This is a genomic window from Chitinophagales bacterium, assembly GCA_040877935.1.
Classification (GTDB): domain Bacteria; phylum Bacteroidota; class Bacteroidia; order Chitinophagales; family CAIOSU01; genus JBBDNB01.
Genome location: JBBDNB010000023.1, coordinates 1 through 14,790, shown reverse-complemented (window position 1 = coordinate 14,790; position 14,790 = coordinate 1). Strand labels below are relative to the sequence as shown.

10 protein-coding genes and 2 rRNA genes are annotated in these 14,790 nt (G+C 38.3%); 4 read left to right on the top strand and 8 right to left on the bottom strand.

Annotated elements, in window-relative coordinates:
* Window positions 1-322: 322 nt before the first annotated feature.
* Window positions 323-991, top strand: coding sequence for a DUF5606 domain-containing protein (locus tag WD048_05675; protein ID MEX0811685.1), 669 nt, complete (start codon window positions 323-325; stop codon window positions 989-991).
* A gap of 9 nt (window positions 992-1,000) precedes the next feature.
* On the top strand, window positions 1,001-2,734 hold the full coding sequence (locus WD048_05670) for a M3 family oligoendopeptidase (protein ID MEX0811684.1): 1,734 nt from the start codon (window positions 1,001-1,003) through the stop codon (window positions 2,732-2,734).
* 97 nt (window positions 2,735-2,831) lie between these two features.
* On the opposite strand, the gene WD048_05665 is transcribed toward WD048_05670, so the two are convergent.
* From WD048_05665 to WD048_05640, 6 genes are all read right to left on the bottom strand, one after another.
* Window positions 2,832-3,611 carry a nucleotidyl transferase AbiEii/AbiGii toxin family protein gene (locus WD048_05665; GenBank protein ID MEX0811683.1) on the bottom strand — a complete coding sequence of 260 codons (780 nt, stop codon included), beginning with the start codon at window positions 3,609-3,611 and terminating at the stop codon, window positions 2,832-2,834.
* On the bottom strand, window positions 3,604-4,215 hold the full coding sequence (locus tag WD048_05660; protein MEX0811682.1) for a hypothetical protein: 612 nt from the start codon (window positions 4,213-4,215) through the stop codon (window positions 3,604-3,606). The genes WD048_05665 and WD048_05660 overlap by 8 nt, the downstream gene beginning before the upstream one ends.
* A gap of 406 nt (window positions 4,216-4,621) precedes the next feature.
* Window positions 4,622-4,858, bottom strand: a complete 237-nt coding sequence (locus WD048_05655) for a hypothetical protein (protein ID MEX0811681.1) — start codon at window positions 4,856-4,858, stop codon at window positions 4,622-4,624.
* A 792-nt stretch (window positions 4,859-5,650) separates the two neighbouring features.
* Entirely contained in the window at window positions 5,651-6,202 is a 552-nt protein-coding gene (locus WD048_05650; protein MEX0811680.1) for a DinB family protein, read from the bottom strand.
* 2 nt (window positions 6,203-6,204) lie between these two features.
* Window positions 6,205-7,497, bottom strand: coding sequence for an amidohydrolase (locus WD048_05645; protein MEX0811679.1), 1,293 nt, complete (start codon window positions 7,495-7,497; stop codon window positions 6,205-6,207).
* A 38-nt stretch (window positions 7,498-7,535) separates the two neighbouring features.
* Entirely contained in the window at window positions 7,536-10,547 is a 3,012-nt protein-coding gene (locus WD048_05640; GenBank protein MEX0811678.1) for an amidohydrolase family protein, read from the bottom strand.
* Between the two features lie 46 nt (window positions 10,548-10,593).
* On the opposite strand from WD048_05640, the gene WD048_05635 reads away from it, so the two are divergent.
* Window positions 10,594-11,388, top strand: coding sequence for an alpha/beta hydrolase (locus WD048_05635; GenBank protein MEX0811677.1), 795 nt, complete (start codon window positions 10,594-10,596; stop codon window positions 11,386-11,388).
* Window positions 11,385-14,234: a PKD domain-containing protein gene (locus WD048_05630; GenBank protein MEX0811676.1), complete on the top strand. Its 2,850-nt coding sequence runs from the start codon at window positions 11,385-11,387 to the stop codon at window positions 14,232-14,234. The genes WD048_05635 and WD048_05630 overlap by 4 nt, the downstream gene beginning before the upstream one ends.
* Window positions 14,235-14,303: 69 nt before the next feature.
* On the opposite strand, the gene rrf is transcribed toward WD048_05630, so the two are convergent.
* Both rrf and WD048_05620 read right to left on the bottom strand, forming a co-directional pair.
* Window positions 14,304-14,411, bottom strand: a 5S ribosomal RNA gene (rrf, locus tag WD048_05625).
* Between the two features lie 35 nt (window positions 14,412-14,446).
* A 23S ribosomal RNA gene (locus WD048_05620) occupies window positions 14,447-14,790 on the bottom strand; the annotation flags it as partial.

The window sequence follows — 14,790 nt, the reverse complement described above, 5'->3', positions numbered from 1 at the left end:
AAAGCAGAAGGGTTTAAACGAATAAAAGAGTTGTTGAGTTAATAAAGAGCTTAAGGCATTAGTTTTGATTTTGAGGTGATTTGTGTTGATGCTTTAATGCGATAAAACCGAAATTTTACTGACTAACCCGCAAAATTCACGCTAATTTTGCTGATTGACCCACAAAATTCACGTTATTTTTAAGGTTTTCTTACGTATATCGGAAAACTAATCCCTCAAAGAAAAAACACATTAATGCAAATAAACCAATTCTTCTAAGCACTGTTTGTTAGTTGGAATTTAATTAATTCCCACGTATATAGTGATGGCAAATCCACTATGTTTGAGTGCGTGTCTCGCGCGTTTTGATTGTATGGTTTTTCCTGCAAATTTCAAGCAAACATACAACATCACAGATTTTCCATCAATAAATGAGAATCCATCAATTATTCGTACTTTTGTGCTTCAAATCAAGAATATGAATTTAAAAGAAATAGTAGCTGTAAGTGGTTTGGGCGGACTGTTTAAAATCCAGGCCAACAGATCCGATGGATTAATTGTACAGGGATTTGATGAAGACAAATCAAAATTCCTTTCGAGCAGAAAACACGTATTCACTCCGTTGGAAGGAATTACGGTTTATACCCAAACCGACAATGAAGAACTGGCAGATATTTTTCTGAAAATGAAAGAATTAAAAGAAAGCAATCCCATTCCCGATGCAAAAAAATCCAAGCCGGAAGAACTGAAAAGCTATTTTAGATCAATAGTACCGGATTATGATGAAGATCGGGTATATGTCAGCGATATCAAAAAGCTGGTGAAATGGTTTGAAATTTTGGACAAAGAAGGCCTGGTAGTTAAAACTGATACCCCTAAAGAAGAAAAAGAAGCTCCAAAGAAAGAGGCGAAAAAAACACCCCCAAAAAAAGCTGGTAGCAAAAAAGAAACTGCTAAGCCAAAATCCACAGCAGCAAAAAAACCAGCTACTAAATCAAAAGTGAAAAAATAGAAATAAGCTATGTCAGAAACAGCAATCGTGCAAATCCCCAAAAAACCCAAAAGAAATTTCCTCCCCCAGGATTTCAAAGTACAATCATGGGAACAATTGAGCAATTGGTTTGAAAAGTTGGAGAACCGTGAAATAAATTCAGTTTCTGAATTGGAACAATGGCTCAAAGACTTCAGCGAACTTGAAAGCGTGATTGGCGAAGACATGCGCTGGCGCTACGTGAAGATGACCTGCAATACCGATGATACAGAAGCCAGGGAATCCCTGGAATATTTTCAGAAAGAAGTTGAACCGGAATTGAAAAAAGCCAATTTCCGACTGAACAAAAAATTGCTCAACAATCCTTTTACCAAAGAATTAGACGAGGAAAAATATAGAATATTCCTGCGTGAGATAAAAAACCAGACAGAACTCCACCGCGATGAAAATATTCCGCTGATGAAGGAATTGACATTGAAGGGCAATGAATATTCCCGAATAACGGGTGCAATGTCCATTGAATGGGGAGGCAAGGAACTCACCATGCAACAAGCCGCCAAATTGCTAAAGAATGAAGACCGTGCTGTTAGGGAAAAAGCCTACAAACTGATTCAGGAAAGAAGAAACCAGGATGTAGAAAAGCTTGACAAACTGTTTGATGAACAATTGGAGTTGCGTCAAAAAATTGCCGAAAATGCAGGTTTTGACAATTTCAGAGACTATAAGTTTCGTTCTATGGGACGCTTTGATTATACCCCGGAAGATTGTTATGCTTTTCACAAGGCCATTCGTGAGCATGTAGTGCCGCTATATAAAAAGCTTTTGGAAGAGCAAAGCAGCGAACTCGGACTGGAGAAACTTCGTCCCTGGGATTTGGAAGCCAATGCACCCGGAAAACCACAATTAGAACCATTTGAGGACTCCGATGAATTGATCGGTAAAAGTATAAGTTGCCTAAACCAAATTGCTCCTTTTTATGGGGAAAAGCTGGTGATCATGAACAAGATGGGACATCTCGACCTTGATTCGCGAAAAGGCAAAGCACCCGGTGGCTACAATATGGGAATGCCCGAAATTGGCGTGCCTTTTATTTTTATGAATGCTGCCGGAACAGATCGCGATGTAAAAACAATGGTGCATGAAGCAGGTCATGCAGTGCACAGTTTTTTGAGCCATCCGCTGGAGCTTAACGGTTTTAAATCATTTCCTTCTGAAGTGGCCGAGCTGGCTTCCATGTCGATGGAACTTTTCAGCATGAAACACTGGGATGCTTTCTATGACGATGAAGAAGCGCTGAAACTTTCAAAACTCAACCAACTAAAAGGCATTATTAAAATCCTACCCTGGGTGGCTACTATTGATAAATTCCAGCATTGGATATACACCCACAAAGGGCACACTGCCGAGGAACGCAACAATGCCTGGGTGGAAATTTTTGATGAGTTTACGCCCGGCACCCTGGATTACTCTGGGTTGGAATACGAAAAGAGACACAACTGGAAAAAGCAGTTGCATATTTTTGAAGTGCCTTTCTATTACATTGAATACGGCATGGCGCAATTGGGTGCAGTAGCCATGTGGCGACAGTTTGAAGAAAACGAGCAACAAGCACTGGACAATTACAACGAAGCGCTAAAACTTGGCTACACCAAAAGCATTGGAGAGATTTATGAAAGAGCGGGCATCCGCTTCGATTTTTCTTCCAATTATGTAGAAGAGCTGGTGGATTTTCTGCAAAATGCTTATGAAGAGGTGCAGGGTTAACACTCCATTTCCTTTCTAAATAACAAAGCCCAATTCGTGATGAGCTGGGCTTTTTTTATTTATTCTTTAGTAGTTGGGATGGAGATGTATGCATCTTTTACAGCTTAACCTGCTCCATATATTCAGGAAACAAAAGCACTTTCTTTTCATCTTTAGGTTCAAATAAAAAGGGCTCAACATCCGAAGCCATTGCTTTCATGTCAATTTGTGCACATTTGTCTAAAATTCTTTGTCGCAAAGCATCTGCATTGTCAATTTCTAATTTAGCTGAAAGGTATTCGTAATCAGAGGTAGCACCAAGTCCCAGTAAAAAGACAATGTCAAAGAAGTCCCTTCCTTTGTTTCTTTTTCGGTTGATAACGGCATAAAACTTTTGAGCCAGCAAAATATTTACAGGTGTTGCATTGATTTGGGTAAATACATCAAACTTATTGAGCATTGGTTGTTCGGGTTGGTATTTGTAATGATGCGGCTCTGTATCAAGCTGAATCAATATTTTCTCTTCCCGGTGATTGCTCAGGCCTTCGGCATACAGTATTCCCGGAAAACGGATGTAGCAATGATAAGCTCCTTTTTCTATATTGCGCATTTCTACACCATAGCCAAGTTGTTCCAATTCTTTTTGAACGATAGCTGTAATCTCTTTAAAATCTTTCATGGAAAGATTGAAATTGTCGAAATCCAGGTCTTCAGAAAAGCGCTTGTTTCCATGCACAATGCGTAAGCAGGTGCCGCCTAAAAAAGACAATTTACTCGCAAAAGGACTATCAAATATGATCTCCAGAATTTTATATTGCAGGTATTCCCGCAAAATAAAGCGATCGAATTGCTGCAGTTTTTGAGGGTAGTACGGTTTTATTTCTTCTAAACTAAGCATGCATTATTTTTTTGAACAGATTTATTCTTTTGTTCAGCACAAGTGAATCAAATACTTTCAAATACCGGTTGAGCTTTTGAAAATCAATGATCTCAATAATTTGCGCTTTATTCCATCGAAGCGCCTCCATTTCATCAAAGGAATTGACCTTGTTCAGGTATAAATAGTCCAGGATTACCTTTTCGGCTTCTGCAATTTTTGGGGCAACACCCTCCGTTTTGATCAGCTTGTATCCAAAGAATAAAGTTGGTTTAATATGCCTGTATTTAAAATGTCCAACAGGAGTATCAAAACTTGCCGTGTTTCTTGTAGATACGGAAATAGTACTAAATACAGCTTCCGGAATTAACCCATAAAATGCCAAGCCGCTTTCCAGCGATATATAGGAAGGAGAATAGATTTTATTGGCGGCAAAGTAGAGCAAATCCTGGTCTTTCCTTTTAACACTCAGGTAGTAAAAACCTCTTCTGATCTTAGTCAAATAGCCTTTTTCCTGCCATTCTACCAGGCGCCTGCGGTCAAAACCGGGAAATTGTTTTTCAATATCCTTTATTGAAAATACAGGAAAGGTCTGCATCGCTTTTTCAAAAGTGAGATACTTCATTTATCTTAATAAGTTGTTAAAAATAACAATTAATTAAGACAAAATAAATAGCTGGAATGAAATAAAGATCATTGTGCGCTTTTGGGCGCATCCGCTTCCATTTCTTATCACATTATGTAAAAGAGCTGGTGGATTTTCTGCAAAATGCTTATGAGGAAGTGCAGGGAAATTAGAAGTGTTTTGCTTTGAAGATTGGTTTTTGACCCCAGCGGTCTGACAGCTCACTTTTTAAAGCTATGAATATTATTGGACATGGTTTACAGTCTATTAGAAAATCTGTCTGACCGCTATACATCATAGTTTAAGTTTTCGGAGTAAATTTATTTTTGATTTTCAAATCACTTTTCTCTCGAAATTTTAGTGGGATTCTGCCGGGTATCAAAGTTTGACCAAATTACTTTCCAGCTCATTGTTTGTACTTCGATAAGAGTTCGGTGCTGGATTTAAATTTTCCTTCTTCAAAATCCAATTCAGACTGCTTTATTCTTTTGTTAAGTTCTTCAACGCTTAAGGCTTTTACTTCCTCTGTTGTGCTTTCTTTTTTTATGTTCCGTAGCAATTGCTCAAAATGTGAAACCAGTGCTTCATTTTCAAGCTTTAAAAACTCCTGTACAAATTCTATTTTTCTTGATTGCAGATCCATTTTAGCAGACTTTAGAACTAAAATAAAGAAATTCCCTTTTTAATTCCATTGATCAAAAATGATAATACCTAAGATGGGTTGATTTGTTCCATATAGATGCGTATTCGCCCAGCTACAAATACACGCCAGATTTGAGAATTTACCTAACTATTGTTTTTGAAAGCTTTGGTATAATTGGCTTCTATCTGCTTATTTAATTTTACTCAATGGATTGAGTAAATTTACTCAGTCTATTGAGTAATCCCCTTTTTTCTATAAGATGACACTTGATTTCCCACAAAAAAACCGGCCCAAATCAATGAACCGGCTTTTAAATCTAAACTTCAGTGGCTTTACAACTTCTTAATCTTTGATTCTACCACCCATTTTGTTTTAAACAATTTATTGTCATACTCAACATGGTACTTGTTTTCGCCCACTTCAATTATTGTAGCAGGCTCGGGAATCATGCCGTATTCAGCTTCTACCCGGTCTCCTACTTTGAATTTACCTAAGGGTGCTTTTTCCTCAAAGCCTTTAATGCGTTCTATTCCAACTCACTCATCCCAGGAATCATCCCAGCCATCGTAAGTAATGTAGTATTGCTGTTTGGCTTCATCTACTTTTAAAATTGTGGCTTCATACCAACTGCCATTGTAATCTACCTCTACTTTTTCGTTACTTTTTGGGCAAACATACTGGCTACTGAAAATATAACTACACCAATTAACAGGACTAATTTTCTCATATTTTTTGAAATTTTGTTTGGCTAAAAATAGTGATTTTTATAAATATATCAACAAAAAACAAAAACTATTTTTGAGGAAAACCGGGGCTGTTTTTGATTCTATCTATCTGGTAAAAATGGTGCTGTACATGTTTCTCAACAAATGAAAAAAGCTGATAAATATTAAACCTGCCGGCAAATGGATGTTTGAACAACAACTTTTCAGAAGCCTTGTGGTCTAATTTATCCGCAAAATTATGCAGTTCCCTCCTTACCTTGTCCCAACGCTCTTTGAGTTGCTCATAATCTAAATTATCGGCATCACCTTCTTTTAGCTGAACAATTTTTGGGGCCTTGAATTTGATTTTTGTAGAAACCACAGAATTTAAAAATGCCAAACGCAACTTGGACCATAAACCGGCATTGTCCAATTCCTCCAGCGCATTGATTTTTTTGCGCATATATGCCAATGAATTTTCTTCTGCTACAATCAAGTGCAGACAAACCTGCTTCATATTCCAGGAACCTGCCTTAGGGTGGAAATCCAATTGTGATTTATTGTATTGATTGAGTTCTTCTATTAATCTTTTGCGTTGCCGCTCTATTTTTTTGAATGCAGATTCTAATTTAATGATCATAGTTATTTTTTATACTTAGTCCTGAATTTTTTTGATAAAGCGGTATGCCTGTTTTCCAAATCAATTTTTTCACCATCAATAAATGCCATTTCAATAGTACTCTCCTTCATTTCCAGTACATCTCCATTACTGATTAGCAAAGTTGCCCTGTTGCCCTGTGCAAGAATACCGAGATTATCCACACCAGATATTTTTGCTGCATTTCCACTTATTGCTGCAATTGCCGATTCATAATCCAAACCATAGGCCACCGCAGTGCCAGCAATAAATGGTAGGTTTCTCACCTCCCAGCTCCCCGCAAGCGAAAGTGCAAAAAACACTCCGGCATCCTGCAAAATTGTTGCATTGCGATAAACCTGGTCCACATCATCTGACCTGTATTCGGGCAAACTGTGAAGATTGCCCAAAACAACGGGGGTCGCACTTTCTGCTATCAGATCAGCGATGCGCCAGGCTTCTTTTGCTTCTACTAAAACCAAATTTAATTTAAATTCTTTTTTAAATTCTAATACTTCAAGAATTGTTCGTGCCGAATTAACATGTACAAACAATTTATGTTCACCCTCGAAAAGCGGACGCATAGCTTCAAATCTCAGGTTTTCAGTTTCAGGTTGCTTTAACTGGACATAGGCCCGGGCTTCCTTAAAATATTTATAAATTTCATTTACCTGTTCATCATACTTCTCATTGGCTTCAATTCCTCCAGGATTGGCCCACCAACCTTTTTGATTGAACTGATTTGGCCAGTTCATATGAATGCCTATATCTTCTGCTATCAAAGCATCTTCCCAATTCCAGGCCTTTGTACGCATTAAAGATGATTTGCCTGAAATTCTTCCACCACGGGGACTTGCTTCAACACTCAAAATACCATTAGCGGAAAGTGTGGGGAGAATTTCACTATCGGTATTATAAGCAATACAAGATCGAACATGTGGGTTGAGCGAACCCACCTCATTATAATCACGGGTTTGTCGCAGCGCATCAATTTCATTCAAGCCGGCAATTGTATTCAGTCCTATAAATCCCGGGTAAATGTGCTTGCCTTCTGTGTTGATTGTTTCTGCAAAAAAAGAATCGTTCAGTTTGTTCTCCCGCTCTACATCAAAACTGCCATTTTTGCCTACAAACAATATACTTCCCCTGTGAATAACGATTTGAGCATCTTCAATTTTTTCTCCATTACCCAGATGCGCTGTTCCTCCATTAAAAGCTATGGCATTTACACTGCCGCTTTGAGCCTGGCAAATAAATGATAAGAAAAGTATTGAAATTATTATTGTAAATCTATCCATATGTTTTTGTCTTAGTGTTTCAATTTCATTCACAATGCTCAATGGTCATGTGTTTCAAACTCATCAATACTGAGGCAATGATAAATTTTATCTTCTTTTTTAACCGGCTTTTGTGTCTTTTTGCCATTGGACTTTTCATCCAGCATTTTTTGAATAAGACGGGCACGTTCCTGCTTTATAGCTTCGCGTTTTTCTTTATCGGTTTCAAAATCATAGTAGCAAATGCCATCGATAATTGTTTTTTCTACCTTGCTGTATATCGAAAGCGGATCGCCCGACCACAATACCAAATCGGCATCTTTTCCAGCTTTTATGCTGCCCATTCTGTGATCTAAATGCAGCATTTTCGCTGGATTCAAGGTGATCATTTTCCAGGTATCTTCTCTACTCATTCCTCCGTATTTTATTGATTTTGCAGCTTCCTGGTTCAACCTGCGTCCCATTTCTGCATCATCAGAATTGATTGATGTCAATACTCCTTGTTCATTTAAAATACTGGCATTTTGCGGAATTGCATCTATTACTTCATATTTATAGGCCCACCAATCGGAAAAAGTAGAAGCTGCTGCACCATGGGCTTTCAGCTTATCGGCAATTTTATAGCCTTCCAGCACATGGGTAAATGTGTTGATCCTGAAACCAAAATCTTCAGCTACTTTCATCAGCATATTTATTTCTGATTGCACATAGGAATGACAGGTCACAAATCGCTCCCCATTAACAACCTCCAACACAGCTTCTAAATCGAGGTCTTTTCTGGGGGCTTCGGTATTTCGCCTTTCTTTATTTGATAAATTTTGATACTCCTTTTGTTTTTGCTCATAAGCTTTTGCCCGCGAAAAATAATCGACAAAAACCTGCTCAACCCCCATCCTCGTCTGCGGAAAACGCACTGTATTTTTTTCGCCCCAGTTCGATTGTTTTACATTTTCACCCAGTGCAAATTTTATAAATCCATCGGCTCCCTCTATTTTCATTGCTTCAGGATTTTTGCCCCAGCGCATTTTGATCAAAGCAGATTGCCCACCAATCGGGTTGGCCGATCCGTGAAGCAATTGGGCAGCAGTCACCCCGCCAGACAGTTGCCTGTAAATATTCACATCTTCTGAATTGACTACATCGCCAATTCTAACTTCTGCAGAGCTGGCTTGTGTCCATTCATTTACACCTTTACTGATGGCGATATGCGAGTGTTCATCAATAATTCCACTTGTTAAATGTTTTCCATTGGCATCAATGGTTTTTATTCCATTCGCAGCTAAATTGCTTCCAACTTTTTCGATTTTACCTTTCTTGATCCACACATCAGCATTTTCAAGAATCCCATCGGACTCATTGGTCCAGACAGTAGCATTTTTTACGATTAATTCTTCTGTTTCAGGTTGCTCATTGGAACCATAGGCCAAAAATGGGTAATAAATTTTTTCAGTAGTAAATATTTCGCTTTCCGGTTTCTCTTCTTCTTTATCTTCTTTACTGAGTGAGTCAGTTTTCACTGCTTCCCAATTAAACCATTCCCCATTGGCAAATTGCCCTTTTCCCTTCCATTTTTCTCCGGAAATTGAGCCGCTCAACTGATAGCGCTCCTCATCTGAAAATTCAAGACTTATAAGCGATTTACTCAGTGTTACTTTTACATCCGCTTTAGTACTGTCATCTATCTGCAATTTTGCTTTTATCTTAAATGGAGTGCCTGATATTTTAAGCGTATATTCTATATCCTCATCAATATTGAGCTGATATTTGCCAAATTGTATTGCTTCATTTGCTTCTTCAATGATGTATTGCTTGCCATTTACCCAATTTTGAATGATCCTGGAATCTTTATGGAAGAGTGGCTTATCTGTCACAATAAAATTGGCAAGCTTTCCGGTTTCTAAAGTACCTGTCTTTTGATCTATTCCAAACAACTCGGCAGGCAATGTAGTCATTGCTTTTAATGCTGCAGTTTCTGACAAACCTGCTTTTACAGCCTTTTTAACCCTTTGCAAAAACTCATTTTTATCTTTCAATCCTTCAGCAGTAAATACAAAAGGGATTCCTTTTTCATCGAGAAATTTTGCGTTTGAAGGAGCCAGTTCCCAATGCTTCATTTCCTGTAAACTGACATTTATTGCATCAAATGGGTCTGAAACATCATAAGGCTCTGGAAAATCAAGCGGAACAATTAGTGAAGCACCACTTGCTTTAATTTCGTCTAATTTCTGATAGGCTGTGCCATCTTCCTTTATGATATATTGAACACCAAATTCATCTCCAACTTTATCTGCTCGCAAAACATTTAATACATCACCTGCCTCAAACACAGCAGGCAATTTTAGATTTTCATTCCATGCCCGCAATGATAAATTAACTTCATCATTCTTTCGCGCGGCATACCATTGCCCATCGAGATAGGTCTGGCGCAAAAGCGCAATACTCCCCATTAACGAACCGGGATAATCTTGGGGAGACGTGCCTTTACTAAAAGAATAAAACGCGGCAGCTTTCTCTTTTAAAATTAAATTGTGCTCCTGATCTTCTGACAATAAAACTGCTGAACCTGTGCCTCGGGCTATTCCATCATGCACATGACTGATGGCAGTTCCAAACCCCGCTTTCCTGTATTTTTCAGCCTCCTTACCTTTGTATTTAAATAAATCATCTGCTGCTGTTTCTGGTTTAAGCGCTTCATTCCAGGCGAAAGCACCGTCTTTTTCAGAAACAAATTGCGGCCCTTTCCATTCCCCTTTTTTCTTTTCAGGCTCTGGCAAACCATAATTACTATATGCATCAATAAATGAAGGGTAAATAAAATATTCTCCAAGATCAATTTGCACAGCAGCTTTAGGTAAATCTGAACCGCTTACAATTTTTTCGACTTTCCCCTTTCTGAACAAGAGCCAGGCATCTTCAACTTTTCTGTCGGGTGCAATTTGTATATTAGATGCTTTCACCGCATAATATTCAGGTCTTTGGTCAGGGGCACCATTTTCAGGAAATGTAGTGACTTGAGCTGTGCTGAATATTGAAAATATAAAAATAATTAATCCAAAAAGTAAAAGCCTCATTGTATATAGTTTATTCGGGCTAAAATAAGAATAATAAGGCGGTCAAATGATACATAAAACAACTTATAACAATGGAGATGATGTTTTTTATAAAATTTTGGGAAAAGGACCTCTGCTTTATTTAATTCATGGCTTCTGTGCAGATAGTAGAATATGGAATGAACCACTTGTTCAATTGAGCGAAAATTTTACATTAGTTCTTCCGGATTTACCCGGGTATGACAAATCACCGCTCCCAAATGAAAGCCTTACAGTTGAATTATTTGCCGATGCGATTGAAGCCATCATTTCGAATGAAGCACACAGCAATATATGTATTGCAGGGCATTCTATGGGCGGATACGTTTTGTGTGAATTACTATCAAGAAAAAATCGGAGTATAAAAAAAGGGATTATTGTTCACGCTCACCCCTATGCTGATGATTCTGAAAAAATAGCAGAAAGAAAAAAGGCAAATAGACTAATTGAAAAACACGGGCATCATTTATTTGTTAAAGAGTTGTATAAAAAACTTTTTGCCCCAGCAAATCGATTATCTGATCATGAGCACAAATTCAATGAAATCATTTCCGACCTTAAAACAGAAACTATTGTTCAATCAAATCTCGCTATGATTATGAGAAAAGACCACAGACTTACACTTGCAAACAGTGCTATTCCGCTTCAATTCATTATTGGTGAGGATGACCGCTTAATTGAGTTGGAAAAAAGTATATCACAAACTTACTTGGCTCCAATTTCTGATGTTCAAATACTTGCAAATACCGGGCATTTATCTATGATAGAAAATTCCGCTAAATTAGTTGAGTACATTCAGAGCTTCACAATGCTTGATTTATGAAATATTTCATATACCTGCTTTTATTTCAAGTTTTAATCCTTTTTCAGGTAGGAAAGGCAAGCCATTTGGTGGGGGGGGATTTTTATTACGATTGCCTGGGGAACAATCAATACCGCTTCACTTTAAATGTTTATAAAGATTGTAATGCGTTAGGGCCGAATGTTGCAGATTTTGACGATCCTGCTTTTATTGGAGTTTATGAAGGCAGCAATCACATTTCCACCGAATATATTTTTCTGGACGATACGACAAAAATACCGGCTATAATTAATAATCCTTGTCTGCAAGCCCCCCCCGATGTTTGTGTTGAAGAAGGTACCTACGAGTTTATTATCAATCTACCCAACAGTAATACCGGCTATAAGTTGGTCTATCAAAGATGTTGTCGCAATCAAACTATTGTAAACTTGAATCAGCCCAGCGATCAGGGGGCTACATTTTCAATTGATATTCCACCATCAAATTTAGTTACCTGCAATAGCAGCCCTAGATTCAACGAATTTCCTCCAATAGCTATCTGTGCTAATGATCCGCTGGTTTTTGACCATTCGGCTACAGATCCGGATGGAGATAATATTGTTTATGAACTTTGTGCGCCTATTGATGGGGGCAGCCAAGTTGATCCACGACCCAGTCCTCCGGGACCTCCTTATAACAATGTTCAATACAGCGCTGGATTTTCAGCTGCCGCACCACTTATAGCTGCACCACCACTTAGTATTGATCCTAATACAGGAATTCTTACCGGTACTCCAACTTCCATTGGGCAATATGTTGTTGGAGTTTGTGCTAAAGAATATAGGAATGGCACATTAATAGGTGAAACAAGAAGAGATTTTCAGTTTAATGTAACCGATTGCACTTCAAATGTGGAAGCCTCTGTTCCCACTATTGATAATGATCCTGTTGCTTCTCTAGGTACAGAGGGAGTTTTTGTCTACGAATGTCAGGACTTTACTGTGAATTTCATCAACAACAGCAGTAACGGCACCACATACGACTGGGATTTTGGTGTTTCTGGAACCACTCAGGATCAATCTTCAGATTTCGAACCCTCTTATACTTATCCAGATACAGGGGCTTATATAGTCAGGCTAATAGTAAATCAGGGATTTCCTTGTGCAGACACTACAGATGTTGTGGTTAGAATTTATCCCATATTTACTACCGATTTTTCTTTTGTGGATATCTGTAGAAATGAAGCGGCCGAATTTGAAGATTTAACCCAATCCAGTTATGGAACAATTAACAACTGGGAGTGGGATTTTGGTGACGGCAACACATCAAATATTCCAAATCCAACACATCAATACTCCAGTGACGGCACTTATACTGTAAGATTAATCTCTGAAAATAGCAAAGGCTGTAGAGATGAAAAAGAACAAGAATTAACTGTATTAAATACTCCCAATACTGATTTTGAAATTAGCCCCACATGTATCGATGAGCCAATTAATTTTAACAATACAACTACTATAAGTTCAGGCTCCATTAGCTCTTACGAATGGATATTCAGCAATGGGCAAAATTCTACACAAAACAATACCACACAAACTTATAATTCCCTCGGTAACCAGTCTGTTTTACTAATTGCCGAAAGCAACTCGGGTTGTAAAGATTCACTACTCAGAACTTTCACTGTACACCCTCTTCCAACCATTTCCATCAGTAATGATACTTCCATTTGTGAAGATGATAAAGTTGTATTGAATGCAAGCGGAGGCACTGATTATTCCTGGTCTCCCGCTACAGGGCTCTCAGATGCCGGGATTCAGAATCCAATTGCACAGCCATTAATCAGCACAGAATACACAGTGCTTGTTACAGATATAAATGAATGCACGAGCTCTGCAACAACATTTATCACTGTATTTCCCAAACCAAATACCAGTGCAGGAGTTGATACTTTTGTTTGCTTAGGGGATTCCATTACCCTACATGCAAGTGGAGGCGTTTCATTTACATGGTCACCGGCTATTTTGTTTAATGACCCTAATGAAATCAATCCAACAATTTCACCGGACAGTTCCCAATACCTCAATCTTGAATCGCTCAGTGACAAAGGTTGTAAAAACACAGATCAAATATACCTTGAAGTACAAAAACCAATTGAAAAACCACAAGACATTGGCGATAAAAGTATCTGTCTGGGAGACACCTTGTTTTTTAATATTCCTGAAGAAAAATACATTAGCTGGGAGTCAGAAGAAGCATTTAACGACCCTAATTCAAGCAATACCTTTTTTAACGGAACAGAAAGTACTTCTGTATTACTCAAAATGTCAAACGATTGTTTTCGCGATAGTTTTGAGTTTTACATTCAAGTTAATCCATTGCCTGAAGTGGTGACAAGACCACCAAAAGACAGTATTTTCAGGGATGAATTTACATCGATAACAGCCGAGGGAGCATACGAATATTCCTGGACTCCTGAAGCCGGTATTACAAGCAATAATAACTCAAGTATAGAAGTAAGCCCATTCAATTCCACCCTCTACACAGTGGAAGGTACCGATCAAAATGGTTGCAAAGCATCAGACTCCACTTTCATATTTGTTGAAGTAAAAAACCTTATTGTTGTCCCAAGTGCTTTTACCCCAAATAATGATGGTCTGAATGATATTTTTAGAATAATAAGAACACTCAATATCCAGTCTATAGATGCATTTGAAATATTTAATCGATGGGGGCAAAGAGTATTTTTCTCTAACACTGAAAATGTTGGTTGGGACGGATTCTTTAAAGGAGAATTACAGGATTTAGGTGTTTATGTATATAAGATAGCAGCAACTACTAAAGATGGAGATAAGATAGTGGAAAAAGGAAACCTAACCTTAATACGATAATATCAGATATATACTACCGAAATAAAAAAGGTCAACTGAATTTAAATTCAGTTGACCCTTAAAATATTAATGTGGCAACGACCTACTCTCCCGGAAAACCAGTACCATTGGCGCTAGGAAGCTTAACTTCTCTGTTCGGAATGGGCAGAGGTGGACCTTCCTGCTATAGTCACCACAAAATCTTAAATAATATTAGACATACTGTAAGTTTTAAAATGAAAGCTACGGGTAATTAGTATCACTCGGCTTTGTCATCTCTGACTATACACCTGTGACCTATCAACGTCATAGTCTTTAACGACCCTTAAAAGAAATCTCATCTTGAGGGGGGCTTCGTGCTTAGATGCTTTCAGCGCTTATCCCTTCCGAACATAGCTACCCTGCGATGCAGTTGGCACCACAACAGGTACACTAGAGGTTCGTCCAACTCGGTCCTCTCGTACTAGAGTCAGCTCCTCTCAAATTTCTAACGCCCACAACAGATAGAGACCGAACTGTCTTGCGACGTTCTGAACCCAGCTCGCGTGCCACTTTAATGGGCGAACAGCCCAACCCT